Below are 26,448 nucleotides of genomic sequence, written 5' to 3' on the forward strand. Positions count from 1 at the left end.
AGAATACATTGACCCGTTTACGGGTGAGCAAGTGAGCACAGGCAAGAAGTAAACTGCTTTAGCAGTAGCCAGAGAATAAGAAACGGTTGGCAAACCGTTCAATGCATCTTTAGATGCAAGTTGGTAAAAGCCCCTTCTAGGGGCAGAGCAAACCACCAGCTGAGCTGGTGGTGATGATATCCAAGTGTTTTTGTAAGTAGATAGCAAAACATTCCTTCTTCAACAATATTAATTAATAGTTCCCATCCAATCCATAAAAATGACATAATTTCCTCCGTAAAAATGTTTTAAAATATTTTCCTCATATATCATAGCATGGCAAAAATAGACATACAATCGTAAAAAACCTTATTTCACGACCTAGAAAGGCTATTTCACGACCTAGCCCTAGAATTTGGTAAATTTTGTGATAACATATTTCGTGAAAGGAGGTACAAGCGTACAGAAAAATTAGGTCACTATTAGTCAATATTAAAAGGAGGAAATATCATGAAAAAAATTAAAGAGTTTTTAACAAGTAGTAGCGTTAAATTGTCAGCACAAATGCTTTGTGCGTCAGCATCCTTTTTTGCAATCATGATGTGCCACGGTAGACTATATGAACCGAAAGTGCCGGAAAGATTAAAAAGATAAGTAATTAAGAGATTTGTAAAACATTGCCTGAATGAGAAATGGGGTAAGTTGATGATTTTTGTAATTGCTATTGATAACTTTTAAATTAGTAATGCAACAATGTACTGAAAAAGTTGAATTGTGTGAAAATCAGAAAAATGGGAGGTGCATAAAAATATCCTGCATGAAAAATCAGAGAGCGTGCCGGACAACACAAAATCTGTTTCAAACAGGATACTTACTATTATAGTATAAAAGGGATATGTAACTTTGGCAATCTAATTTGATGTTTATTTTGTTTAATGCTTTCAACATAAATAGTATATTTATTTAGGTTATTATAGGAGGAATGATATAATGAAAAAAGTATTTACGTTTGTATTATCTGCACTTATGTTATGCTCTTTTACCGCCCCTGTTTATGCAAGTTCAAGTAATGGCGGGCTAACAGCTGACGAAATTAATGAAGCACTACACGAGTATGGAACTAACTCAATAGAATTTGCAATGAATCATGCATCTGACTACGGTTTGCCTGAAGACTGCTCTGATTTGTATTTTGGCACTCCCTTCTATCTTTATAATGATACCGAGGAAGGGTCTGGCACTATTTTAAATAAAGAAATTATCTATTTCCCAATCGTTTCTGATAACGAAGTTGTGACAATATTAACGATTGGAAAAACTGGTGAAGGAACATTATTTAGTAATATTGGAGAATCGTTCAGCGAAATGTTAAATGAAAAATCAGATGAGCCTTATATTATTGTTGGTGATGGTGAATCTCTTTGGACAGAAGAAATCTCTGATAAACAAACAAAAAACTTTGAATTATCTGATTCTGAATTGTCTAATAATAAAATGAGTGTTAATTTACAGGCCTCAGTTTTAGAAGATTCCTCCACACTTGAGGGTTTAGATTACATAGATTCAGAAAGTATTTTAGAACCCACCATTCAAATTGCAGATTTGCTAAATGAAACAAACATTGAAAATTCATTAATTCAAGCAAGAAGCGTAAGTTCAAGTGGCGGACGGCTTTCTAAATTTCCAATCGTTGGGCAACCTACAGGTGATACTTGTGCTTCAGCAAGCATTTTGGCTATTGCAAGGTATTTAGAGCCAAGAACATTTAAAAATTGGACAGTTGAAGAAGTACATAGGATTAGCGGTAAATCAACAGATGAAGGGCTATCATTAGATGAAGCTGCTGATGTATTAGATACTATTGTTAATGAAGAGGGCAGCGGAAATTATACTATTTCTACTGATGGAAGACTTACAACATCAGAAATCGTTAATACAATTTATGACAATGAATTACCAGCTATTGCTGGCTATAAATATAACAAAAAGGGACATATGATTGATTTGTGCGGTTTTTCAAGAACAGATAAACATTTTTCTGCAGAATTCATGGATCCCGATTCCCAAGAATTCGTGTATTCTACGGCCGCAGATTATAGGTATGCTATTGTTTTTAATGGACACACATTTACGTGGTACCAAACTATAACTATGGAGTAATTTAATGAAAAAATTAAAAGCTATAATTGGGTGTTTAATTCTTGTATGCGTATTTCTGTTTAGCTATTTTACAACACATTACCAACGGATACAGGGTCTAGATAACTTTCCTAGAACAGACGTAACGGTTTATATTTATGAAGCAAGCCTGGGGCCCATTGGAGAAGATCATATACAAATTGATCAGGCAGATTATGAATCTTTTTTGCAAATAATATCTTCTGTTAAATATATGAATCCCAAGCTTGACCCCGGCTCACCAGAGAACCTAATTTATGGTTCCAGTGATTATGAGTTAGAAATAAATCATAAAAAAGATAATAGTAAAACCTTATTTCATATTAGCGACTATGAATTGCGTCCTAATCAGCGCGCAATATATTGTTCTGATTGGGGCGAGGTGATTACTGCATATGTTAAGGACGACGTTTATAAAGAATATGAACGTTTAGCAAAGAAGTATATTAAAGATTCTAAAGACGAATCATGATTCTCTTTGTTAATAATTGGGGTGGGGTTGATTTATCAATCTCACCCTTTAAAATTTGACCTGATGACAAAGTGGCTCTTAAACCTTTTCTTATGGTATAAAGTCGGAGCCAAGACTTCCGAGGAAACTTCAAGGATACAAAACACCAAGTCTGACCTCTCAACCCAAGACCTAAAAACGCCGTTGACCAGTTCCCTACAACGACCAAAGGCATAAAACATCAATGTTAAGCTGCCAGATTCAGCGAAAAAACTGCGTAAATTCTAATGTTTACGAAACAGATGGAAAAACTTGCGGATGTACTGATTAAAAATGATATGACTAAAGGCCAAAACAAAGAAGTCATTGTTTATGGACTTTCCGTTGGAACAGAGTTAGCTTTTAATATCATTACAACAGTAGTGTTAGGTATTATGTTCGGATTGGTATTGGAAAGCCTTGTATTTCTGGGATCTTTCTCTTTTATTCGTACATATGCAGGTGGGTATCACTGCAAAAAGGCAATAAATTGCTATTTGATGTCAAGTGGAGTTATCATTTTGGTGTTAGGTGTAATAAAGTTTACACCCGAAGGGTACATGCTTTTTTTAGGTGTTGCTATGTTACTTATAGCTATACCGGTTCTTCTGAAACTTGCCCCTGCGGAAACACCTAGTACTGAACCCGAGGATGTGGAAATTGGAACATTGAACTTTATGGTTGCAACTGGTTTGATTGTAGTAGATACATCTGATCATGATAGGATGCATCAATTTAGTAACCACAGATTTCACCGTTAATAAATTCTGCAATATTACTTTTGTTCCCTTGCTCATTTAAATTCTCCCTTCTTGTAAACTTCACAAAAAGCCTGCCTGAAGCACCTTTTAATTCAACCCTTAAACACCAAAAAATAAGAAAACAGCTAATTCATAGGCAAAATTAACAGTTGTATTATACAATTAAATTTTGATAGCATAAGATTGAAGAGTATTAATATTTTGAGAACATTACACTTGAATCACAAATGTTAGAGGGGAGTTGGTCGTGCCATGCTTACAAAAGAATCAATTCAGAACTATACGAATTATAGCCGAGTACTAATTCGAGGTGTTGATTTTATATATATTCAACCACATTTAGAACTTAGAAATTTTATTTCCAATTACACGATCACTTATCCGAGTAACGGTATGATGTCAGATAATTACTCCGTTTTACCACACGGGAGCGCTACACTTGTTCTATCATGTAATGATAGCCACATCCACGGCAAATTGTTTGGCCCCATCACAAAACCTTCATATGTTGGCAAATCAGGCAATAATTTCAAACTCTTGTTTATTGTAGAGTTTCAACCAGCGGGTTATTATGCCTTTAGCGGAATGCCACAAAAAGAAATAACAGATTTTGTTATTGACTTTGAAAATGTTAATCCCGCAATGAACCGACTGATGGCAAATGAACTGGAAATGTCGTTAAATATCCATAACCTAATTAATAAAATAGACAGGCTCTTTCTGGCTCACCTGAAAGGTACATTTTATCGCCGGGAATTTTCACAAGCAAATAATTTGATTATAAATAGCGGAGGGTGTCTTTCAGTAAAAGAGCTTTCACACAATGTTTTTTATAGCGAACGCCATTTAGGACGACTTTTTGACGAATACTTGGGCGTGAGTATAAAATCGTTCTCTCGCCTTGTACGTGTAAACAAGTCTATACGGCTTTTACAGCAACACAACTATGGCTTAACACAGGTTTTTATGGAAACAGGATTTTATGATATGCCTCACTTCATCCATGATTTTAAGGCAATTTGCGGTATCACTCCGCAGGCGTATCGGGATAATATGTCCGATTTTTACAGCGAGATAGCCAAATTCTAATATATCATTAAGTAAAACGAATGAGGAGTGATAGTATGCAATATCAAGGCACTTTGATTGCCGTATCTGATATGGAGAAGGCAAAGCATTTTTATGAAACTGTAATGGAACAAAAGATCATGATGGATTTGGGGGTACATGTCTCTTTTGAAAGGGGACTTTCTCTGCAATCCAATTACGCTGAACTTGTTGGAGCAGATTTACCCTGCAAGGCACAGCCAAACAACTTTCAGCTTTATTTTGAAGTGGAAGATTTAGATTATTGGCAAGATAAAATTAGCGACACAGAAGGAATTGAATTTATACATAAGGCTAAAGAATATCCGTGGGGGCAACGTGTTATAAGGTTTTATGACTATGACAAATTTATAATTGAAGTGGCCGAAAGCATGGCAAGTGTAGCAAAACGTTTTTTAGCACAAGGACTTAGCATTGAGGAAACTGCAGAGAGAACCATGTTCCCAGTAGAATTTGTAAAAAGTCTTATGTAAAAATTGCTAGGCCTGGGCTATGAAAAAAGCTGTACCGATCTTGCATTTTTATTTCAACTAAACATATTGACCATTTTATCGCATCACTTACTGCTGATTGAGGTGATGGATATGAAAGGGCAAGCAACTGCTTGCCCTTTCACTGTTACATATCTAAAATCGTCCAGAGCATCCTTGCAAAAGGGCGGTGGACAACACACTTGGTAAATTGTATAATAAATATATGAAATAATCGTAAATCAAAATTTAAAGAGGCGGTGTTGTCCGTGAAAAGGTATATTGCCTTATTAAGGGGAATAAATGTAAGCGGAAAAAATAAGATATCCATGTCTAAATTAAAAGAGTATTTTTTAGAACTTGGCTTTGCCGATGTTATTACATATCTCAATAGTGGAAATGTTATCTTTTCCAGTGTTATTGATGATAAAAATAATCTTTCAAATAAAATAATGTTAATGATAAAAGACAAGTTTGATTTAGCAATTCCGGTTTTTATTGTTTTACAAGAGGAATTAGCGGAAATTTTAAATAATACTCCTGATTGGTGGGGAGATGACAATAAAGAAATATACGATAATTTGATTTTCCTTATGCCTCCCTTATCTTATGAGGAGTTTTGTGATGCAATCGGCAACCCTAAAGACGAATACGAAAAAGTTTGGAATTATAAAAATGCTGTTTTCTGGTCATTTGGTCGAAAGGATTATAAAAAGACAAATTGGTGGTCTAAGACTGCAAACTCAAAGATAAGTAGCAAGATTACAATACGCACTGCAAATACAGTAAGAAAAATAGCCACCTTGTGATTATAGCAACGTGGATAAATGAATACTACTTTTACCAATTCCTGTTTACAGAATGTCCGATAATTATACAATTGAGCCAATGTACTTTCACTAGTGCATTGGCTCATATTCATTACATACCCAAAATAATTCAGAGGATCCTTGCATAAGGATGGTGAATAAATTTACTTTTTTAATGCTTCTAGCTGTTTGCATTCGCAGACAGCTAATTTGAAATATTTTTTATTTGTATGTAACCTTTTGCCATTCCCACTTGTATTATTACAGAAAGACCATTGACAGAAGATGAATTATTAGAAGAGATAACAGCCCCTGATGTTCACTATGAAGACAATGGCTCTGTTTGGGTTTATTGGTTCGACCAAAAAATTGATATTACTGATAAATTCGAAAATAATATCTGCTATATTAAGCTGGTAAACGATGAAAAAACTTTGTATATGACTGTAAAGTATCAAAATGGCTATGCTACTTCTCCCGATAAATATCTAATGCCTTCTTCGTTTAACTGATGCTATATTAAACATCATATTAGTGGCACGATTATGAGAAAACACCTTAGTGAGCCTAAATTGGCTATACTAAAGCGAATCTTGATAACTACGAAAGAGGGAAACCTTGCCATCTTTGGCTTGGTTACCCTCTTTCTATTTCACCATCACATCCCGAGTATCGTCCAAAGTATCCTTGCATAAGGGCGGTGGTTTATTTGACTTACTATCTTTTCCCTCTGCCATAAAAATATCCATATTTTAGTTTTCGTACATGACAGCGATATCGTGTATTCTTCGTTTCATTTCTTTGCGTATATATAACGGCTCTAAACACTCGCATTTATTTCCAAAACTAAGAAGAACATCAAAATAGTAATCATTCTCTATAAAAGGGAAATCAACAATGTAATACTCGTCGCCATCTGGAGCAAATTCTTCATAAGCACAATAATCAAGCACCCTATCCATCACAGCTCTATGAATACGGATTTTAATTTTTGTTTCCATTGTTTCTAAAATATCCTCAAATTCTAAAATCGGTTTCTGATAATCTCGTGGTATAAAAGATTCATCTTTTATTTGTATATTTGATATGCGGGATAGCTTGAATAAGCGATAATCACTCCTCATATGGCAATAGCCTTGTAAGTACCAATGACTATTTTTCAATACAAGCTGATACGGCTCGACTATTCGTGCAGTTTTATTTCCGTGGTGAGCTGAATATTGAAAGGTCAGTAGCCTACTTTCCTGTAAGGCTGTTTTGATAATTTCTAAATACGGTTGGATATTCCTGTTACCCATCCAAGGGCTCAAATCTATATGGATTTGATTTGCCTTTAATTCTATGTCTTTCGCTTTATCGGCAGGGATAAAACTCTTAACTTTTGCTAGGGCATTTACCAATTCATCCCCTTGTACTGTGTTTGAAAGGCTGGAAAGCCCCATTAAGAGAGCAGAAAGATCAGCAGTGGAAAAAAACTTTTTATCAAGTTTATAGTTTCGCATAATTTCAAAGCCTCCACCCACTCCCGATGTGGAGTGGACAGGAATACCTGCCATATTAATTGTATCTATATCACGGTAGATTGTGCGAGGTGAAACTTCAAACATATCCGCTAACTCCTGTGCACCTATCCGTTTTTTATCCAGAAGTATCATAATCATACTAACTAGTCTGTCTATTTTCATCGAACTGATATCTCCTTTTTTAATTGTTGCCATACTGTTGTCAACAATCATATGATACAATAAAAAAGCAAACAAAACAATATTACACACCAAGTGGAGGAAATTTATGATTACAATCTATGTTTATATTCTTGATACTTTAGCCGACTGGGAATTAGGGTATGTTACTTCAGAACTTAATTCCGGTCGATTTTTCAAAAAGGATGCACAGAGTGTATCTCTAAAAACAGTCAGTTATTCGAAAGACCCAATCCATACAATGGGCGGACTGACAATTGTACCTGATTGCTTGATTGAGGATATGGTTGCAAGTGAAACAAGTGTACTACTATTGCCGGGCGCAAATACATGGAGCGACCCAAAGCATGGCACTATCATAGAAAAAGCAAGTAAATTCCTTTCTTCTGGTGTCCTTGTGTGTGCAATCTGCGGAGCCACTGTTGCACTTGCTAATATTGGGGTGTTAGATAATCGTCCACACACCAGTAATGGATCGGGATTTCTTGAAATGTTTTCTCCCTGTTATAAAGGACAAAGTTTTTATATAGACGATTCGTCTGTGGCGGATCACAACCTTATTACTGCAGGTTCTACTGGAGGCTTATTGTGGGCAAAGCAAATCATTGAACATTTAGGCGTGTTTCAATCGGATACATTGGAAGCTTGGTATAACTACTTTAGCACCGGAAAGCCTGAACATTTTTTTGCGCTAATGCAGACTTTGCCATCTAACAATGAAAATTGATATAGCTGTTTCCTAAGCAGAATATCATCCGTATAAAATTGAGGACAGCCTTGCTGATAATGCAAGGCTGTCCTATTTCTCTTTAAATATCATATCCCCAATATAGTCCAGAGTATCCTTGCAAAAGGGCGGTGGTTTTTCCCTTTCTGTTGTTCATATTTGGTTACTTGAAGATGTTACTTTACTGTGATAAAATCATACTGCAAATATCTATTAACCAAGCCCTATTAAGGCTTATTACTATCTATTGAGATAAAGACAGGAGTGAGAAGTTATAATAACCAACGAATCTATCAATCGTGCAATAGACTATATCTTAAATAACATAAGCGAAGACCTATCGGTTGATGAGGTTGCGTCTCATTGCAACTTTTCTAAATATTATTTTTCCAGATTATTTAAGGCAGAAACCGATGAAAGTATCTATGAGTTTATTAAACGTGTAAAGCTGGAGCAAAGTGCGTTTCGCCTAAAGGTTGAAAAAAATAAAAACATCACTGATATCGGCTGGAAATATGGTTACAGCTCATCAAATTACAGCTCTGCTTTCAAGCAGTATCATGATCTGTCTCCTATTGAATTTCGTCGAAGCATTGCACAGAAATCCTTATCTAACCCCATGTTTTGCGTTGCTGATATCAGTTTAGAGTCATTTGAAGAATGCAACAAAAAAATCTCTATCAATACTCTTGCGGATTACAGGGTAATCTATGAACGATATAAGGGAAGTTATCGGGATTTATCGACCCATTGGTGCAACTTCCAAGAAAAGTATCAGCAATACATCACCAATGAAACATTGCTGATTGAGCGCACCTATGATGATCCTTCTATTACCCATATTGATGAGTGCTTGTATGATCTGTGCATCACTGCACCACAAGACTGTGCCCTGGAAAACATCTATACACTAATAGGTGGCAAGTTTGCTGACTATCACTTTAAGGGAACAGTGGATCGGATCTATACCGCTTATCAAAGCATCTTTAATGTATGGCTACCGAAAAGCGGTTTTGAAATTGACGACCGATACGGCTTTGATATTTACAGAAAAATCGATTGCAATACCATGTATATGGAAATCGATTTTTGTATTCCTATTCAATAGAGCACAAATACAGAAGTTTATTTTTGCTTCCTCTGCTATCCTTAGGATGTGAACAAAGGATTGGAGGAAATGAATATGAATTTAGAAAACATCAAGAATAACAAAGTAAAAACCATTCTGCAATTCTCGATTCCATCGATTATTGCTATGGTACTAACCTCTCTGATTACTGTAGTAGATGGCTTTTTTATCGGAAACTATGTGGGTTCAGAGGGACTTGCTGCGGTAAACTTAGGTTTACCGATTATTTATTTGTACCTTGCAGTAGGATTAATGGTTTCAGTCGGTGGTGTGGCAATCGCAGGAATTGCACTGGGCGGAAAAGACACCCAAAAATGCAACAGCGTCTTTAATCAAACGATGGTCACCTCAACACTTGCAACCATTTTGCTGAGTGTGATTGTCTGGTTCTGCCTTGACCCAATGCTTTATCTGTTAAATGCCGATAGACAGGTAGTAGGATTTTTCAAAGACTATTATGTCATTCTGCTGTTAGAGCTTCCCGTTATGGTGATAAACGCATCCTTTGGTATGTTTATCCGTGGAGAAGGAAAACCGCAATATTTTATGCAGGTTAATATTTTGAACGTGCTACTCAACATCTTATTGGACTATTTATTTGTTCGCTGGATGGGGTTTGGTGTAAAAGGCATTGCAGCAGCATCCCTTCTTTCAGCAACGGTTACATTGGTGTGCATACTCTACTTCTTTATCAAAAAGTCAAGTGTGTACAAACTCCATAAATTTACTTTTTCAAAGGATGTGCTTAAAAACACACTCCTCAATGGCAGTTCAGAGTTTATCGGCGAGATGTCCCTTAGTATTTCGATGTTTGCCTACAACTTTGTGATACTAAAGCATATCGGCGTTGATGGTGTTACTGCATTTACTATCGTAGGCTATGTGGCATATATCTTTAGCATGGTGCTGATTGGTTTTGGGCAAGGAGCCAGTCCACTGGTTAGCTTCACTTATGGTGCCAAGGAATATTCTCTGTCAAAGAGCCTGCGTAAAATCACCAACACAATGGTATTGATTGCAGGAGCGGTGGTACTTTTACTGGTAGTGTTTGGGGCTGATTGGTACAGTGGTTTATTCATAAAGAATGATTTGGTGCAACAGATGATACATTCCGGTGTAGCGATTTTTGCTATTTCGTTTCTCTTTTCAGGAATCAATACAATCACTTCTTTTTACTTTACCTCTATAGGGAGGGCAAATGAGTCTGCTATTATTTCCTCAGCACGAGGATTAGTTGTTCTACTCATTTGCATTTTCACACTTCCAGTATTTCTGGGGATGATGGGTGTATGGCTGGTTGCACCAACTACAGAAATAGTAACACTATTTCTGACATTGTTCTTTATCAGAAAAGAAACTACTAAGAAATCGCACGGATTTGCCACAGAATAACTGGCATCTTATGAGACGATAGCCACTACACTTTAATCTTGTGTAGCGGCTATCTCTTTACCTATAAGCCAAGTATAGCCCCAATAATGGTGGTTTTATCTGTTCCACCTGATCCCTTCACCGATACATGAATTACTATGTCTTATTCAGTATCTGGTGTTGTCCACTTTACCCACGCAAGTTGACTATCACCTTGAGGATAATAGACATTTCCAACATTATAAGTTTTTCCGTCAATAGAAAAGCTGACTTTAGTTGAGTTATCTGGGTCACTCTGCCCTCCGCTGACAGTAACTGCCGTAATAACCTCAGTATTTACACGATACTCATAGTCTTGGGTTACAATTTCAGGAGATTCAGGCAATTCTGTAAAACGCACAACTCCAAGCCCAAGTGATGATTTGATATCTGCATTTGAGGCGGCTTTTGATGTACTTCCTTTCCAAGCAGGATAGGCTGACACCTCTTGAGTGCGAAAGACTGCAAGGCTTTCCCGATGGGTGGACGAATATACCAAAAGCATCAGATTCGCCAAGATACAAGGCAATTGGAAACAGTGTGGCAATTCCATGCGTAGATTTTGTTCTCCGTGGGATTGCTTTTTACTTGGGAAAATTCAAGGAAGAAAGTGAGGAAAGTTAAAATGTATATGTATCCCGATAACTTAAAAGCAAAAGCAACACTATGGCTGTGGGAACTGCGTGATATTGGAATCATTGGAATAGGATTGCTTATTTCTGTTTTTGCCCTTGCTCAAACAGGCATCCTATTCCCAGTTGTGATTACTGCTGCATACGCTTTTTTAAGCATTCGATTTGAGGATATGAGTATCTTGGATTTTATCCGATATGCTGTGTCCTTTTTTATTTTAAAGCCACAGGCATATGAATGGGCAGCATGATGCTGCACCCATATTTTGTTTGAGCCAAGAGTAAATCACGATCTGATTATCCAGAAAGATAAATGTAGAGAGGAAATTATTTGAGTATGAAAAAACAGAGAGAAAAACATAAAAATTCCACAAGAGAACTGATTGGGATTACGAAAATTACTGATTACAGCCTTGTTACACCTTACGGTGAACTTGTATATTTCATCATCCACCCAACAAATATCTCTGTACTTTCGGAAAGCAGTGTAAGCAGTAGAATCTACGCACTGATGACGGTGCTGAAAGGGATTGCAGAAATTGAAATGCTCTGCCTTAATTCCAAGGAGAATTTTGATGACAATAAGGAATATCTAAAAAAGCGTATGGAGGAAGAGGAAAATCCTATTATACGAAAGCTTCTGATGCAAGACAGCACTAATCTCGACCGAATGCAGGTGCAGATGGCTACTGCACGAGAATTTCTGATAATCATTCGATTGAAAAATGAGAAAGAAAGTGATGTGTTTCCTTATTTATCGCGTATAGAAAAGAGCTTAAAGGATCAAGGTTTTACTGCAAAGCGAGCAGATAATGCGGATAATGACAGGGGAACAGGGATAGGGAAAAACTTCAGTATAAAGCAAAGTCAGTATTTTTGGGCTGTGGCTTGAAAATACTGACTTTTTTTTACTTAAGGCGAGATAGTTCAATATGCTTGTTGCCTAGTTCTTCAATTTTGTTATGCCATATAACAAATTCTTCCGTCGGAACCGGTGATTTCTGGAATAAGGTTCGTTGTGTTTTCGAAAGTAAAGGACTGCGTTTCATCGGCATCTACTGTACCACCGGTTTCGTGATAAACAGAAAAAGTAACCTCTCTGGTAAGTGGTGTTACGGGTGTTGAATCTGTAAGGAGTGCTAAATAGTAAACAGTTGATTCAGCGGCATAGGTGAAGGCCTCTAAGTTTGTGAAGGTAATGTCTAGCACCGCATTATCTTGAACCTCTGATAAGGTTTCGTTGGTTGTTACAGTTACAGCTATGGCCATAATGTTCACCTCCTTGATATTTTGTTTGTGAAAGTTGGATATCTTCTTTCAATTACAGTATATTCGTTAAGGGATAAGTTGTTACAAAGAATAAGACAAGTTCCTAAAAACAGTTTTCTAAAAACAGTTTCCTAAATAAAAAAGATGTATATAGTATATTGAAGGGAGGTGATAAAATGAAGTTGGTGGATTTGAAAGTAAAGGATGCCATAAGTGCATCAAATGACTGTAGTTCTTCTTACAACGGGTACAATTTGCTTCTTGGCAGAGGATTTTGCCAGGATTATGCTTTACACTTATTTTTTGATTTGCGCATGGGTCAGGTTTATTGCTCAATGCAATTGGAACAGGCGAAGCTTGTGTTGTTTAAAAAACCACTTAATAGTATTTCCCATTGTGCACCCAGTGATAATAATGCGTATGGGTTGTATCCATTGTTAGATTTTTTCAACGTCTATATGTGCAATTTTTGCGCTCCCGCAGTGGATAAAAGTATGGAAGTGCTTTTTGAAAATAACAGTTATTTGGGTTATACGGAGATTGATATAACAGACATTGTTAAGGCATGGATTACCGGTGATATTGAAAATAAGGGATTGCTTTTGATGGGTATTGGAGATTCACCTCTGATGTCCTACGCATCTTCTGATTTTCCGGTAAAAGGAATGCAGCCTTTCCTTCGGTTAATTTATGATGGTGAATGCGAACACCATAGTTTTAAATGTATCCAGAGCATTGTTGAGGTTCAAAGTCGAAACGAAGAAAGCTTCCTCAAGGATCAACAAGTTATGGCTTAAATTATTTTTGAAATAAAAGTTTTTTTGAGGTGTACTCAAAGGTAAGAGGAAGTCAGCTTAGGAATCGTTACGCTGGAGAAAGCGAAATAGGCTGAAACCCTTTGACCAAAAGGTAAGGAGTTGAGCAAAGGCGGACTTGCAAACCAATGGGGATGGATAGAGAACTCTCGATTTAAAGGTGGCTCCTAAGGCATTCACAATTATGTATTATGCGGAACCCTATATGCTCCTCCAAAAGGAGGTATTTAACCGCAAGGGGATGAAATGGCATAGAGGACAGATGAACTGGGTAAAAAGCGAATGCCGACTTTGTAATGAAGTCGTATAAGGCTTCAAAATTTACCCTAACCTGAAAGAGGGCAGACTTATTCAACGGTATTTCTTGGCAGGAAAGGAGTATATGGAAGAGGTCTACTCTGTGGTATTTATGGATACCATTTACTAACTTCGTGCTTATGATCCATGATTTAGATTTTTATAAAGAATTTAAAGATGCACAGCATGAACTTATAGCAATAGATGCTGATTATGCCCCACTTAATATTGCTTGTGTGTTTTCCCCACCTGCTGAGGGAAACAAAGATATTACACAAATACAAGAAGATTTAGAGCAAGAGCGTTTGGATATTGAGTTTTATGGGTGCAACTTCGACGATTATGCCATACGCAAAAAAATACGCGATCATCTTTGTCATTAGTACAGTTTTCAGCGCAGCAAATGTAACAGCCGGCAATCTGGCAGTATCTCAGGGTGCGTCTAATATTTCTCTGACTGCCATGTTGACAGGCACAATCCTGAATATGATTCTTGATCCTATCTTTATTTATACGCTTCATTTAGGAGTACAGGGAGCGGCAATCGCCACACTTATTTCTCAAATTGTTACCAGTGCAATCTATGTTAGGTTTTTCGCTGGCGGAAATACTTTTGTAAAGGTTGGTTTTTCTTACTTTAAACCTACGTCTCAGATTTATGGAGAAATCATCAAAATTGGTATTTCCACTTTGCTTTTGCAGCTTTTATCCAGTTTATCTATGAGTTTGATTTCCAATGCAGCAAGTAACTATGGAGATGAGGCTGTTGCCGCTATTGGCATTGTCTTACGAATTGTAACCTTGGGAGCCAATGTAGTAATTGGTTATATGAAAGGATTTCGGCCAATGGCTGGCTTTAACTATGGTGCACAAAACTATTTACGCCTGCGGTCTGCAATTAAGAGCTGTATGCAGTGGACAACTGGATTTTGTATTATCTGGACGGCACTTATCTTCCTGCTGGCAAATCCTATTCTTTCTTTGTTCAGCAATGATCCACAGGTATTAAGCATCGTGGTGCCGGCACTTAGGGCGAATACAATCATGTTTTTTACATTTGGCTTGCAGTTTACTTATTCTACGTTGTACTTGGCTATGGGAAAAGCTCTGGCAGGCGGGATTTTGAACGTATGCCGTCAGGGAATTATGATTATTCCGGTGATTTTGCTTTTGCCGACAATGCTAGGACTAACAGGAATTATATACGCTCAGGCTGTTGCGGATTTATTGACCACGATAGTTACCATCATCTTTGCAATCAGTATTCACAAAAAGTTGAGTCAAGTTGAAAACTCAGTAGGAATAAGTAATTAAATTTAAATGGGTAAGGGCAGCCGAATATGCCCTTTACCATTTTATCACGAGGCTTTCCATTAATTTATTTGTATGCTTGACATACAAATAAAAAGGATGTATACTTGGCATACAATAGGTTAGCGATAACTAACCGATGAAAGGAAGTGAAATAATGTATCAGTCAAAAGGAAATCAAAAGTTGTATTATAAAATGCTTCATCAGAAACGAGAAACAGAACTGCTTCTATCAGCATTAAAATTAAAGTTGTTTTCATATCTGGAAAACTGGGAAACTCCAAAAGCTGTTGCAACGAAATCAGACTTAAATGAGCGGAATTTATCTTTTGTGCTAAATGCGTTAGCATCCATTGGATTGCTTGAAAAAAATAACGAAGCTTATAGAAATACTCAGCAGAGTAATGATTTTTTAAATCCAAACAGTTCAGTTTATTTGGGCGAAAGTATTCTTTTTAGAGAGAAAATGATGTCTCTGCAAAATATCGAAGAGCGTTTGATAAACGGCCCTAATAAAAACGTTCTACATAATAATCAAGGGATCGAGGTATATGATTTTTATGAGGCTGCACGGGTGAGTATTCCTGAAATGTATACAGGGCGTGTTCAGTCTCTGATTCAAGCAGTTACAAGTCTTTATGGGAATAAAACCCCTGAAAAAATACTTGACATGGGAGGAGGTTCAGGGATTCTTGCAATAGAGCTTGCAATTACCTTTCCGAATTGCAAAAGCGTTGTTTTTGAGCATCCTAACGTAGCGCGGCTGCCACGTGAATTAGTGTCAGAGAGAAACCTCTCCGAGCATGTAAGTGTGATAGAAGGAGACTTTAATGCAGATGACATCGGAAAAGGATATGATTTGATTATTGCCTCAGGAGTACTGGACTTTGCAAAAGACCATTTGGATTCCGTGATGAGCAAATTATATAACGCTTTAACATCAAATGGGTACCTATATGTTGTTACGCATAATGTCAGTGAGGATTATCAGAATCCGCCTGAGAGTATTCTTGGCTGGTTATCCAGCCATTTGGATGGACTTGATGTACTGCTTACAAAAAAGGATATTGAAAATGCTTTAACAAATCATGGATTTCAACAAATGCATAGCGATGATGCCGGTGGAGTATTTGAAGGGCTGCAAGGCGAATTTTATTTAAAAAAAACGAGGGGTTCCCAAGATGGAAAAGCTACAGAAACTTGTGATTAATGATTTTATACAGATGATAGAGCGAATAGCCAATGGAAAGACAAATTTGTTAGATTTTGGCTTGGAAGGAATGCAGTTCTATCGTGGAGAAATCCACATGATTAAAATGATAGGTGATCATCCGGGTATATTTATTTCTGAAATGGCACGCAACTTTAACGTAACGCGTGCTGTAGTAGCAAAAACTGTTCGAAAACTTGAAGAACATGGCTTTCTCGAAAAAAAGGAGGATGACGAGGATAAAAAGCGATTCTGTCTTTTCCTTACAGCAAAAGGGGAAATGGCTTATAAGCTTCATAATCAGTATCATCAGGAATATGACCGCCCATTGTTTGCTTATCTTGAAAGTTTGAATGACAACGAACTTCATATCATTCAGGAATTTTTGAAGCATGCAAATGCTTTGATAGAAAATCATTTTTAAGGCAACACCGCACAATTCGCGGCTGACGCCTTGTACGCCCATCTGATTGCATCTTTTCCGTCATCCTGCACAAAAATGCTCGCAAATACCTCCAGTATTCACTGCGCTTTTTGTTTTGTCTGACGAAAAACCTGACTGCACAGCTGGATATACAGAACTATGCAGTATTACCTTAAATAACTGGAGGGATAAAATGAAATCTAAAAAAATATTGTTCTTAATTTTATCTATTGTTTTGACTGTGGCTTTCACAGGCTGCGGAGCGACTGAGAATGCATCTGTTACAGAGTCTAAAAATTTATCGGTATCAGGCATGAGAACGATAACCGATTTAGGCGGAAACACCGTGACTGTGCCGACGGCATCAGAAATTCAGCGTGTAGTCATCATATCCCCGCCAACGACATCCGTGCTTTTGGGTGTTCTTTCTGATCCCGATAGGATTGTAGGAGCTAATTCCAGAGCTTTTACGACTTCAAATACTGAAATTGTAAGCAAGCTTTTTCCCAACTGGAATGGCGTTGAGACGTCATTCGTAAGTGAGGGCTTTGTTTCAAATACAGAGGAGCTTTTAAATCTCAATCCGGATATTGTATTTTACTATGGAGAAGCTCAGAAATCGGGCATTGAAAATCTAGGGGTACCTATTATCGATATGATGAAAAAAGGAGATAACAATCCGGAAACAGTTACCATCGCATGGGATAACCTGATGCGTGAGATATTTGAGGTCGATAATTCCGTTTCGCTTCAAAACGAATGGGAAGCTTCCAACAAAAAAGGAGCAGAGGTTCTTGATACATATACAGGAGAAAAAAAGACTGCACTATTTCTTTTCAGCAATACAGGAGGTGTGATTTCCGTATATGGAAGTGGAACTTATGCAGATACGTGGTTTGAAAAAAGCGGTCTTGTCAATGCGGCAGCAGAAATATCAGGACAGGCTGAAGTTAGTATGGAACAGCTTTATGAGTGGAATCCCGATTTTATTTATGTATTTATCGGAAGCCCTGCTTCTGCTATGCTGAAAAACGAAATTAACGGACAAGACTGGAGCTTGCTTTCCGCTTATAAAAACAACACAATCTTTGATATTCCACAGGGAATCTATTCATGGGGTGCCCCATGCTCAGATGCTCCCCTTACACCCCTTTGGATGATTTCAAAAAGTTATCCGGAGTTGTTGAGTGAGAGTGATTTTAAAATGCTGTTTAAAGATTATTACAGCAGGATGTACAAAATTACGTTGGAGGAGGAGCTGATTTCTGCTGTGCTTAGTCCACGACAGTTGCAGAAATAATGATTATGAATAAAAAAGGAAAAACAATTAAAACAAAAGATAGTTATAAATTAAAGTTCATTTTGCTCGCAGGGCTTCTTGTTCTTGTAATGGTAGCGTCACTCTTTGGAGGGCGTTACCATATGGAATATGGGGATGTCTTAAAGCTGATAGAAGCAAAGCTATCGGGAGTTTCGTATCCGGGCTTTGAAGTTGCAGAGCATGTCCTGTTTCAAGTTCGACTGCCACGTATTCTTATTGCGTTACTTGTTGGAGCAGGCTTGTCCATCGCAGGAGCTTCACTGCAGGGACTATTTCAGAATCCGCTCGTCAGTCCTGATATTCTTGGTGTTTGTTCCGGCTCTGGCTTTGGTGCAGCCCTTGGAATACTCCTTACATCCGGCATGGGTGTGATGACATCTGTATTGTCGTTAGCATTCGGCCTGATCAGTATGTTCCTAACACTTTTTATGGTGCGAGCCAAGGGGCAAGCGCAAACCATGTCCTATATTTTATCAGGGATTATTGTGACCTCGGTATTTTCTGCGCTAACATCACTGATTAAATATGTTGCTGATGTAAACGATCAACTTCCGACAATAACCTTCTGGTTAATGGGGAGCTTTGCAAATACGGAATTCAATGACTTGAAAATAATTATTTTGCCAATTGTTATCGGTATTGCAGGGCTGCTACTTTTACGGTGGCAGCTTAATATTTTGTCGTTAGGAGAAGAAGAGGCATATTCTCTTGGAGTAAATCCACAAGCGGCACGTATCGCAGTTATTCTGTTCAGTACAATTATTACAGCTGCCTGTGTAATGGTTTCCGGTATTGTTGGCTGGGTTGGTCTGGTTATTCCGCATATATCCAGAAGGATTATGGGAGTAAACCACAAGGCATTACTGCCTGCATCTATGCTGCTTGGTGGAACTTTTATGGTAATTGTAGATAGTGTTGCCCGTAATCTGACTGCAGCTGAAATACCAATTGGAATACTAACAGCGTTAATCGGGGCGCCATTCTTTGCACTCATTTATAATCGAATGAAAGGAGAATCATAATGTTGCTTCGTGTAGAAAAAGGAAGCTTTTATTATACATCAGATACACCTATTTTGCAGGATATTACTTTGTCGCTGGAAAAAGGCGAAGTAATTGCTGTTATGGGGCCAAACGGCATAGGAAAAACTACTTTCTTAAAATGCCTGATGGGGATTTATAAGTGGAAATCAGGTCATTCACTCATTGACGGAAAGGATACTGGTAACGCAAGAAAACAGATTGGATATGTACCACAGGCTCATCGATTTTCATTTCCGTATTCAGTCAGGGATATGGTTGTGTTTGGCAGAGCAAAGTATCTGCCTGCATTTGCATCACCTGGGGAAAAGGATTATGCGTTTGCTGATAGAGCCTTGGAAGAGGTAGGCATTTCAGCGATTCGTGATAAATCCTGTAATCAATTAAGCGGCGGACAGCTTCAAATGGTGTTGCTTGCCCGTGCGTTAGTCGGAGAACCCCAATTGCTGATATTGGATGAGCCGGAATCTCATCTCGATTTTGGAAATCAGATCACAATACTGAAAATAATTAAAAGATTAGCAAAGGAAAAAGGAATTGCCTGTGTAATGAATACACACTATCCAAATCATGCGCTTAATATTGCTGATAAGACCTTACTTTTAAAGGGGAACAAATTTCTTGTAGGGAAAACGGATCAAATACTTACAAAAGAAAATATACGAGAGTATTTCGGAGTGGATTCCATCATTGTTACAGCACAAAAGGATGATAGAGAGATAAATGCTTTTGTATTAACTGATTTGATTTAAAAATGAATTTTTAAAACAACCTAGCGTGTCCAATGAAAGGCGGTGAGAAAAATGATAACCGTTACACATGCAATGGAAAATTATCTGAAAGTAATTTATGAACTCATACAACGAAATGGCATGGCACGCGTTACTGATATTGCGGATAGAATGCATGTTGCAAAGGCTACGGTTTCTCAAACGACAGATAAATTGGTCGCTCTGGGATGTGTGAAGAAGGAAAAATCAAAAGGGGTATGGTTAACAGAGCTAGGAAAAGAAAAGGCGGAAAGTGTACAGGAAACATTTCATATACTTGATTGCTTTTTAACCGAAATTTTAGGTGTTCCAAAAGACATATCCAGAAAAGATGCCTGCTTGATGGAGCATATATTAAACCAACAAACAATAGCAAAGATAAACAATTATATGATGAGAAAAATTGCTCTCAATATCTTAATTTACAAGGTGTTAGGAAAATCCAAAGGCAGAATGGGAAGCTCAAAGAGTGGAGTGGCCATTTTGTCAGGCAGATTTTGGACAATCCGGTTTACTGCGGGAAGATTGCGTTTGGAAGGCGGGCAAGAGAAAAAGTAAAGGGTACGAAAAATCAATATCGCCAAGCTTGGCAGGAAGATTATATTTTGGCGGATGGTCAGCATGAGGCTAGCAGCCTATTGGTAGATATAATAGCACCTGCATATGAAAGAGTGTGGGAGATTCTTGTTTCAATTAGGAAAAAGAAATTTTATATTTTTTAAAATTGAAAAGGCAGGGGTGTCCGTCGAGAGGCGGAAACTAAATGAAACAATTGAGGTGAAACAAAGACGTGAAACAAAGGGTCTGATTTTTTTATATAAATTAGTGTTTACAAAAACTTATACATGTGATATTATGACCATCAGTCGTATGACTGATGGTCATAATTGCGTGAAAGGATAATTATATGCCAAAGAGAACATTTTTTAATTTGCCTGATGAAAAAAAGGATAAAATCTATGAAGCAGCGATTCATGAGTTTTCTCAGAATCATTATGGAAAAATCACTATTGATAAGATAGTAAAAAAAGCTGAAATTCCAAAGGGCAGCTTTTATCAGTATTTTCAAAATAAGAATGATTTATATGTTTATTTATTTAATCAAATCGGAAATAAAAAGAAGCACACACTAGAGAAAGCAAAAAAATATATAGGGAAGTTGGATTTTAAGTCATATATCATGCTTTTGCTTGAAGAGGCAGGCAGGTTTGAGGACGAAGATATTAAGCTTACCAAACTGAAAGATAAATTTATGAATGAATGCCCTCAGGAAATCAGAAAAGAAATATTGGACAATGAATTTCCCAAAAGCTATAGATTGCTAACAGAAGTAATAAACTTGTATATTAAAAAAGGAGAACTCAGAGAAAATCTGGATATTGAGTCGGTAGCTTATATTATTACACAATGTATGGTAAACATCGAATTTTATAATAAAAATGACTATAGAAGTATTATAGAATTAGGAGAGAGGGTTCTTGACGCTATAATGAAAGGAATAAAATAAATAATAGAAAGGAAGGCTGGTGTTGTATGTTTACGAAAAAGGAGCTAATTCAATATGAAAAATACCTGAAATTGAACGAGTTAGGAGATTTTGTTCTGGACTATGATGATAAACTGGAGATTATTGATTTTCATACGCATATGTGTAATATACTTCCACTAAAGCCAATTGACCCAAACACAAAAGGAAACAATCTTAAATATCCTACGGTTCCTTCTATTGAAAACATTGATTTTTCTATTCCTTACTGGACAAGAGAAGATGCACCTATCAGCAGGAACGGATTTCTGTCATTAATAAAATATTTATTAAATGCCTACAGTATTGTACAGGACATGATGAAGGGTGGGAATTATTCAAACTGTTTTAGATCTCAAGAGGAGAATCAGATAGGTATAAATGTAGTTCTACCATTAAGTACAAAAAAACGTGATTGTTCACAGGAGGCTTTAAGAATTGTAAAAGATTATCCAGACCGTTTTATTGCATTTTGTTCCGTACATCCTGACGACCTGGAAGCAAAAGCAAAAATAGTAAAATATAAGGCACTTGGAGCAAAAGGTTTAAAACTAAAAATATCTGATATAGAGCTGAAAAATGATTTCCGTTCCTTAATTAATCTTTTTAAAGCTTGTCATGAAGCTGAATTACCTATTCTGTTACATACAGGCACAATCGCAGTGAACCAGAACAGTGGTTCTCGCCTCTGTAAAAAGCTTCTTATGTCAACAAGAGTAGAAATATTTGGACATTTGTTAGAGTATATGCCGAGAGATTTTGTGTTTATATTTGGACATAGCGGAGTCTCTGAGTATAAACTTGTTGCGGAATATCTAAAGAAATTTCCTGCAAGCTATGCAGAACTATCAAGTCAATCCCAGGATAGCATAAAGTACTTGATTGATGAAGTAGGTTATGAAAGATTGTTATTCGGTTCTGATTGGCCGGCATTACCTCAGGCCATTACCCTTTCGAGAGTATTAATTGCGACTGAAGAGAATAAAGAAGCAAGGGATTATATTTTAAATAAAAATGCCAAGAGGTTACTAAATTTATAAAATATAATTGTCACGAAATTTGCGTAATAAATGAATGTTTGTTATTCTGTTAAGGGTAGTAAAAATGCTGATATTCGACCAAATAAAAATAAATAAATCAATGAAGTTGAAAATTGAATAAGCCCTTGGAATTTGTTGACAGAATGGATAAAAATAAGATATTATTTGTTATATGTAGGTATGTTATTTGGTATGGGTTAGTATTAGCGGAAAGGAAGGTTTTATGAAATGTATATATAACAAATTAAAGAAAATAGTAGTTTTAAGCCTATTGATAGCTTTTGCATTTAGTACAAATGCCTATGCGGCTGCAACAGATGAGAACTTCGATAGTGTGGCGGGGCCGTTTGATGGTGACGGCATATTTTACACTGGAACACAAAATTATATATTAAATGGGATGGTGTATACAAGTAATGATAGTGGGACTGGGGATATTTGGATTGTAAATGACCCAAGTCAGTTTATGCTTGCAGGACCTGGGGACAATGCGCTTTACTATGCGTCTACAGATAGTAATACACTTACAGTAGCTTCTTTTAAAACTCAGGATGGTTCTGAATTTAAATTGAATTCATTTATGATTAACGCTGAGTATTTTTCAAATCTTGTCGTTACAGATTTTATGAATGATTTAAAAATACAGGCGTATAGAGATGGGGAGAAGATTGCTGAGATAGCGTTTCCATTAGTAAAGGAGGTTCCGCTTGAGTTTAATGTCTCTGGCGACTCGGATTGGCAAAATATCGATGAAGTTAGAATGATAGGATCTCATTTAGATTTTACTATTGATGATCTGGATTTTTCACCAGCGGTTACAGCGGTTTCGTATACAGTTACTTATAATGGGAATGATTCAACAGGGGGGAGTGTCCCAGTTGATGGGTATACTTATTCTGAGGGTGGCTCTGTGACGGTTCTTCCGAACGCAGGTACACTTGTAAAAACAAATTACACCTTTGCAGGCTGGAATACACTAGCAGATGGCACTGGTACGAATTATGCACCAGCAGCAACCTTTGCAATGGGCGCAGGCAATGTGACCTTATATGCGAAGTGGACAGAGGATCCAAAGTATACGGTGACATACGATGGCAATGGTAAAACTGGCGGAATTGTGCCGGTGGATGGTTCTACGTACTACAGCGGTGCAACCGTAGCAGCTCTTTCGAACACAGGCACACTTGTAAAGACAAATTACACCTTTGCAGGCTGGAATACACTATCAGATGGCACTGGTACGAATTATGCACCAGCAGCAACTTTTGCAATGGGCGCAGGCAATGTGACCTTATATGCGAAGTGGACAGAGGATTCAACGTATAGTGTAACATATGATGCAAATGGGTCGACAGGAGGCACTATTCCAACCGATGGTGCTACATACTATAATGGTGCAACTGTAACAGTTCTTGGTAACACAGGAACACTTGTAAAGACCAATAGCACCTTTGCAGGCTGGAATACGTTAGCAGATGGCACTGGTACGAATTATGCACCAGCAGCAACTTTTGCAATGGGCGCAGGCAATGTGACCTTATATGCGAAGTGGACAGAGGATCCAAAGTATACGGTGACATACGATGGCAATGGTAAAACCGGTGGAATTGTACCAATCGATGCTTCTACGTACTACAGCGGTGGCTCGGTAACGGTTCTTAGCAACACGGGTACCCTTGTGAAAATGTACAGTACGTTTGCAGGCTGGAACACCTTAGCGGATGGCACTGGTACGGACTATGCGCCCTCTGCGACGCTCACTATGGGTGCGGGCAATGTAACCTTGTATGCGAAGTGGATAGCGAATCCACTCTATAATGTAACCTATGATGCGAATGGTTCAACGGGTGGAGCAATTCCAACCGATCTTGCTTCATATTATGAAGGAGACCCTGTAAACGTTCTCGGGAACACAGGCACACTTGTAAATACAAATTACACCTTTGCAGGTTGGAATACATTAGCAGATGGCACGGGTACGGATTATGCACCTGCATCAACCTTTGCAATGGGTGCAGGCAATGTGACCTTATATGCGAAGTGGAACGTGGCAATTAGTTCAGATGCAACATTAAAAGCATCATCAACAGTGAAGGGACAAACAGTAACAAGTCTTGGCACACCAAATGCAACCTTGGGTTCTCAAACACCAGGAGCAGTAACTATCACAGCTGCAAAAGCGGCGGATACTAGTAATACAGGTAGTTTCATTACATTGTTTGATAAAAATGATACCAACGCAACCGTTAAAGTAGTGAAGTATGCTTCAGGTGTTTCAACCGCAAATTTCGGAACAGATATAGCTTATGCCAATCAGGCAATTAGTAATGGAGATTTCTTTATTATCAAGGTGATGGCAGAGGATTCAACAACCTTAAACTTTTACAGAGTAAACGTAACAGTAATCTCAGCATCTAGCGGTGGCAGTGGAGGCGGTGGAGGCAGTTCTACCTCGACAACCCAACCAAGCCAGAGCACAAGCCAGAATACAGTTGTGGTTGTGAACGGAAAAGAACAGAATGCGGGAAAAGAAACGCAGAAAACTGAAGATGGAAAATCAACGGTAACAGTAGCTGTTGATAGTAAAGCCGTTGAAAGTAAAATTGACGAAGCAATTAAAAATAATACCACTGGTACAGGAAATATTATTCAAGTTCCAGTAGACGACACAAAATCCGAAGTAGCTAAAGTTGAATTAACTGGCGATATTGTTAAGAAACTAGAAGAGAACACCTTTGATGTATCTGTCAAACGTGATAACGTAGAATACGTAATTCCTGCGGCTGAATTCACCATAAGCAAAGTGGCAGAAAGCCTTGGACTAAAGGAAAAGGACCTTGCAGACATTAAAGTGGAAGTGAAAATTACTAAGTTGGATGAAAAGGTGGTTGAAAAGTACAACGACGTTGCCAAGGCAAATGGTGCAGAATTGGTATTTCCGCCGTTGCAATTTGAAATCGTAGCAAAGACCACAAATACAGACGGAACGACGCGGGAACAGAGCATCAGCAAGTTTAGCAACTATGTAGAAAGAGTTATGGAGATACCAGCAGGGGTAGATACGAGTAAAATTACAACAGGTATTGTATTTAATTCCAATGGAACCTATAGCCATGTACCTACATCGGTATATGAAAAAAATGGCAAGTGGTATGCCAAACTGAACTCCATGACGAATTCAGACTACTCAGTTATTTGGAATCCAGTAACTGTAAAGACCATTGAAAATCACTGGGCAAAAGATGCAGTTAATGATATGGCTTCCAGATTGGTTATTTTTAATGCCGAGAATTTTGAGCCCAATAAAGCGATAACAAGAGGAGATTTTGCAGAGTATATAGTTAGAGCTTTGGGGCTTTACAGAGAAAACTCAACCCATGAGAATAATTTTAAAGATGTAAGTGCTACAGGGGAAAGGACCTTAGCTATACTGATAGCAAATGAGTATGGAATTGTTTCAGGATACTCCGATGGCACATTTAGAGGAAATAACCAGATTACAAGAGAAGAAGCCATGGTTATGTACCAACGAGCTATGAAAATTACGAAGCTTGTAGGAAGTGATGATAACAGATGTGAAAGTTACACTGACTATAGCCAAGTAAGTGATTGGGCAAAAATAAATGTTAGGAATGTATTATCTGCCCATGTATTTAATGGCACAACAGCAACTACAATTTCACCAAAGGCAAGTTTAACCTATGCAGAATCAGCACAGGCTATAAAGAACTTGTTAGTTGAATCAAAGTTAATTAGCAAGTAGTAATATTAAACGGAGTGCTTAGAAAATATAGGCACTCCGTTTTAATTTCAAGAAATGATCATAGGAATTTGTAGGTGGAAAAATTATAGCTGATGGCTACTCTCACCCCACGTTGAGACGAGTTGTACTCCTTTCCCGCAAAAATGCAGACATACATATCAACGTAAATGTGGAGTTTGGTGAGGGTGATGGAAAAATCCCGGTGGATAAAATCGCAGAAAAAGCTGATAAGTATAGACCAAACGAGATAGTGACCTACAAAATATAA

General features: G+C 37.6%; 29 protein-coding genes and 2 pseudogenes. 27 read left to right on the forward strand and 4 right to left on the reverse strand.

Features of this window, described 5'->3' with window-relative positions; all coding sequences use genetic code 11:
- Positions 1–98: 98 nt before the first annotated feature.
- Positions 99–266: a hypothetical protein gene (locus tag CLNEO_RS15890; RefSeq protein ID WP_157723559.1), complete on the reverse strand. Its 168-nt coding sequence runs from the start codon at positions 264–266 to the stop codon at positions 99–101.
- Between the two features lie 223 nt (positions 267–489).
- Here CLNEO_RS15890 and CLNEO_RS15895 point away from each other — a divergent pair, with 223 nt between their 5' ends.
- The 8 genes from CLNEO_RS15895 (at position 490) to CLNEO_RS11930 (ending at position 6,306) form a co-directional block, all read left to right on the forward strand.
- Positions 490–633 carry a hypothetical protein gene (locus tag CLNEO_RS15895; protein ID WP_157723560.1) on the forward strand — a complete coding sequence of 48 codons (144 nt, stop codon included), beginning with the start codon at positions 490–492 and terminating at the stop codon, positions 631–633.
- Positions 634–969: 336 nt separating this feature from the next.
- Positions 970–2,139: a hypothetical protein gene (locus CLNEO_RS11900; RefSeq protein WP_066089286.1), complete on the forward strand. Its 1,170-nt coding sequence runs from the start codon at positions 970–972 to the stop codon at positions 2,137–2,139.
- 4 nt (positions 2,140–2,143) lie between these two features.
- Positions 2,144–2,629 (forward strand): hypothetical protein, encoded by a 486-nt coding sequence (locus CLNEO_RS11905; RefSeq protein ID WP_066089289.1) that lies wholly within the window; start codon positions 2,144–2,146, stop codon positions 2,627–2,629.
- Positions 2,630–2,895: 266 nt separating this feature from the next.
- A complete protein-coding gene (locus CLNEO_RS11910; RefSeq protein ID WP_066089292.1) occupies positions 2,896–3,408 on the forward strand; it encodes an accessory gene regulator ArgB-like protein in 513 nt (170 codons plus the stop codon).
- A gap of 252 nt (positions 3,409–3,660) precedes the next feature.
- Positions 3,661–4,497 (forward strand): helix-turn-helix transcriptional regulator, encoded by an 837-nt coding sequence (locus tag CLNEO_RS11915; protein ID WP_066089295.1) that lies wholly within the window; start codon positions 3,661–3,663, stop codon positions 4,495–4,497.
- Positions 4,498–4,532: 35 nt separating this feature from the next.
- Positions 4,533–4,988 carry a VOC family protein gene (locus CLNEO_RS11920; protein ID WP_066089298.1) on the forward strand — a complete coding sequence of 152 codons (456 nt, stop codon included), beginning with the start codon at positions 4,533–4,535 and terminating at the stop codon, positions 4,986–4,988.
- A 266-nt stretch (positions 4,989–5,254) separates the two neighbouring features.
- A complete protein-coding gene (locus CLNEO_RS11925) occupies positions 5,255–5,794 on the forward strand; it encodes a DUF1697 domain-containing protein (protein ID WP_066089301.1) in 540 nt (179 codons plus the stop codon).
- 275 nt (positions 5,795–6,069) lie between these two features.
- On the forward strand, positions 6,070–6,306 hold the full coding sequence (locus tag CLNEO_RS11930) for a hypothetical protein (RefSeq protein ID WP_201032923.1): 237 nt from the start codon (positions 6,070–6,072) through the stop codon (positions 6,304–6,306).
- Between the two features lie 240 nt (positions 6,307–6,546).
- Here the strand turns inward: CLNEO_RS11930 and CLNEO_RS11935 are convergent, their stop codons facing one another.
- Positions 6,547–7,479, reverse strand: coding sequence for a helix-turn-helix transcriptional regulator (locus tag CLNEO_RS11935; RefSeq protein ID WP_066089304.1), 933 nt, complete (start codon positions 7,477–7,479; stop codon positions 6,547–6,549).
- Positions 7,480–7,585: 106 nt separating this feature from the next.
- Between CLNEO_RS11935 and CLNEO_RS11940 the strand changes: the two genes are divergently transcribed.
- From CLNEO_RS11940 to CLNEO_RS11950, 4 genes and pseudogenes are all read left to right on the forward strand, one after another.
- Positions 7,586–8,224 (forward strand): type 1 glutamine amidotransferase family protein, encoded by a 639-nt coding sequence (locus CLNEO_RS11940; protein ID WP_066089306.1) that lies wholly within the window; start codon positions 7,586–7,588, stop codon positions 8,222–8,224.
- 325 nt (positions 8,225–8,549) lie between these two features.
- Positions 8,550–8,801, forward strand: a pseudogene (locus tag CLNEO_RS16680) (AraC family transcriptional regulator); the annotation flags it as partial.
- Between the two features lie 42 nt (positions 8,802–8,843).
- Positions 8,844–9,332, forward strand: a complete 489-nt coding sequence (locus CLNEO_RS16540; protein ID WP_330382597.1) for an AraC family transcriptional regulator — start codon at positions 8,844–8,846, stop codon at positions 9,330–9,332.
- Positions 9,333–9,407: 75 nt separating this feature from the next.
- Positions 9,408–10,745: an MATE family efflux transporter gene (locus CLNEO_RS11950; protein WP_066089313.1), complete on the forward strand. Its 1,338-nt coding sequence runs from the start codon at positions 9,408–9,410 to the stop codon at positions 10,743–10,745.
- A 142-nt stretch (positions 10,746–10,887) separates the two neighbouring features.
- Here CLNEO_RS11950 and CLNEO_RS11955 read toward each other — a convergent pair whose 3' ends face one another.
- On the reverse strand, positions 10,888–11,124 hold the full coding sequence (locus CLNEO_RS11955) for a hypothetical protein (RefSeq protein WP_066089316.1): 237 nt from the start codon (positions 11,122–11,124) through the stop codon (positions 10,888–10,890).
- 74 nt (positions 11,125–11,198) lie between these two features.
- Here CLNEO_RS11955 and CLNEO_RS11960 point away from each other — a divergent pair.
- From CLNEO_RS11960 to CLNEO_RS11970, 3 genes and pseudogenes are all read left to right on the forward strand, one after another.
- Positions 11,199–11,387, forward strand: a pseudogene (locus CLNEO_RS11960) (DNA cytosine methyltransferase); the annotation flags it as partial.
- Position 11,388: 1 nt separating this feature from the next.
- The gene (locus tag CLNEO_RS11965) at positions 11,389–11,646 is read left to right on the forward strand and encodes a hypothetical protein (RefSeq protein ID WP_066089322.1); all 258 of its coding nucleotides are present in this window, start codon (positions 11,389–11,391) and stop codon (positions 11,644–11,646) included.
- Between the two features lie 86 nt (positions 11,647–11,732).
- A complete protein-coding gene (locus tag CLNEO_RS11970; protein WP_066089326.1) occupies positions 11,733–12,287 on the forward strand; it encodes a hypothetical protein in 555 nt (184 codons plus the stop codon).
- A gap of 68 nt (positions 12,288–12,355) precedes the next feature.
- On the opposite strand, the gene CLNEO_RS11975 is transcribed toward CLNEO_RS11970, so the two are convergent.
- Positions 12,356–12,664, reverse strand: a complete 309-nt coding sequence (locus CLNEO_RS11975) for a hypothetical protein (RefSeq protein WP_066089329.1) — start codon at positions 12,662–12,664, stop codon at positions 12,356–12,358.
- Between the two features lie 176 nt (positions 12,665–12,840).
- On the opposite strand from CLNEO_RS11975, the gene CLNEO_RS11980 reads away from it, so the two are divergent.
- From CLNEO_RS11980 to CLNEO_RS12035, 12 genes are all read left to right on the forward strand, one after another.
- On the forward strand, positions 12,841–13,461 hold the full coding sequence (locus CLNEO_RS11980; protein WP_066089332.1) for a DNRLRE domain-containing protein: 621 nt from the start codon (positions 12,841–12,843) through the stop codon (positions 13,459–13,461).
- 627 nt (positions 13,462–14,088) lie between these two features.
- Positions 14,089–15,090 (forward strand): MATE family efflux transporter, encoded by a 1,002-nt coding sequence (locus CLNEO_RS11985; RefSeq protein ID WP_278276629.1) that lies wholly within the window; start codon positions 14,089–14,091, stop codon positions 15,088–15,090.
- A gap of 154 nt (positions 15,091–15,244) precedes the next feature.
- Positions 15,245–16,297: a methyltransferase gene (locus tag CLNEO_RS11990; protein WP_066089339.1), complete on the forward strand. Its 1,053-nt coding sequence runs from the start codon at positions 15,245–15,247 to the stop codon at positions 16,295–16,297.
- Complete coding sequence (locus CLNEO_RS11995; protein ID WP_066089342.1) at positions 16,269–16,721, forward strand: MarR family winged helix-turn-helix transcriptional regulator; 453 nt, start codon at positions 16,269–16,271, stop codon at positions 16,719–16,721. Before CLNEO_RS11990 ends, CLNEO_RS11995 begins: the two co-directional genes overlap by 29 nt.
- 193 nt (positions 16,722–16,914) lie before the next feature.
- Positions 16,915–18,021, forward strand: coding sequence for an ABC transporter substrate-binding protein (locus CLNEO_RS12000; RefSeq protein ID WP_066089344.1), 1,107 nt, complete (start codon positions 16,915–16,917; stop codon positions 18,019–18,021).
- 5 nt (positions 18,022–18,026) lie between these two features.
- Positions 18,027–19,064, forward strand: coding sequence for a FecCD family ABC transporter permease (locus tag CLNEO_RS12005; RefSeq protein WP_083532002.1), 1,038 nt, complete (start codon positions 18,027–18,029; stop codon positions 19,062–19,064).
- Positions 19,064–19,834 carry an ABC transporter ATP-binding protein gene (locus CLNEO_RS12010; protein ID WP_066089347.1) on the forward strand — a complete coding sequence of 257 codons (771 nt, stop codon included), beginning with the start codon at positions 19,064–19,066 and terminating at the stop codon, positions 19,832–19,834. The genes CLNEO_RS12005 and CLNEO_RS12010 overlap by 1 nt, the downstream gene beginning before the upstream one ends.
- A gap of 51 nt (positions 19,835–19,885) precedes the next feature.
- The gene (locus CLNEO_RS16545) at positions 19,886–20,410 is read left to right on the forward strand and encodes a metal-dependent transcriptional regulator (protein WP_066089350.1); all 525 of its coding nucleotides are present in this window, start codon (positions 19,886–19,888) and stop codon (positions 20,408–20,410) included.
- Positions 20,293–20,574 (forward strand): recombinase family protein, encoded by a 282-nt coding sequence (locus tag CLNEO_RS16685; protein WP_334292157.1) that lies wholly within the window; start codon positions 20,293–20,295, stop codon positions 20,572–20,574. Before CLNEO_RS16545 ends, CLNEO_RS16685 begins: the two co-directional genes overlap by 118 nt.
- Positions 20,575–20,759: 185 nt before the next feature.
- Complete coding sequence (locus CLNEO_RS12025; RefSeq protein ID WP_066089356.1) at positions 20,760–21,359, forward strand: TetR/AcrR family transcriptional regulator; 600 nt, start codon at positions 20,760–20,762, stop codon at positions 21,357–21,359.
- Between the two features lie 26 nt (positions 21,360–21,385).
- Positions 21,386–22,417, forward strand: coding sequence for an amidohydrolase family protein (locus tag CLNEO_RS12030; protein ID WP_066089360.1), 1,032 nt, complete (start codon positions 21,386–21,388; stop codon positions 22,415–22,417).
- A gap of 223 nt (positions 22,418–22,640) precedes the next feature.
- Positions 22,641–26,180: an InlB B-repeat-containing protein gene (locus CLNEO_RS12035; protein ID WP_066089363.1), complete on the forward strand. Its 3,540-nt coding sequence runs from the start codon at positions 22,641–22,643 to the stop codon at positions 26,178–26,180.
- The last annotated feature ends 268 nt before the right edge of the window (positions 26,181–26,448 follow it).

The sequence above is a fragment of the Anaerotignum neopropionicum genome (genome assembly GCF_001571775.1).
GTDB lineage: Bacteria > Bacillota > Clostridia > Lachnospirales > Anaerotignaceae > Chakrabartyella > Chakrabartyella neopropionicum.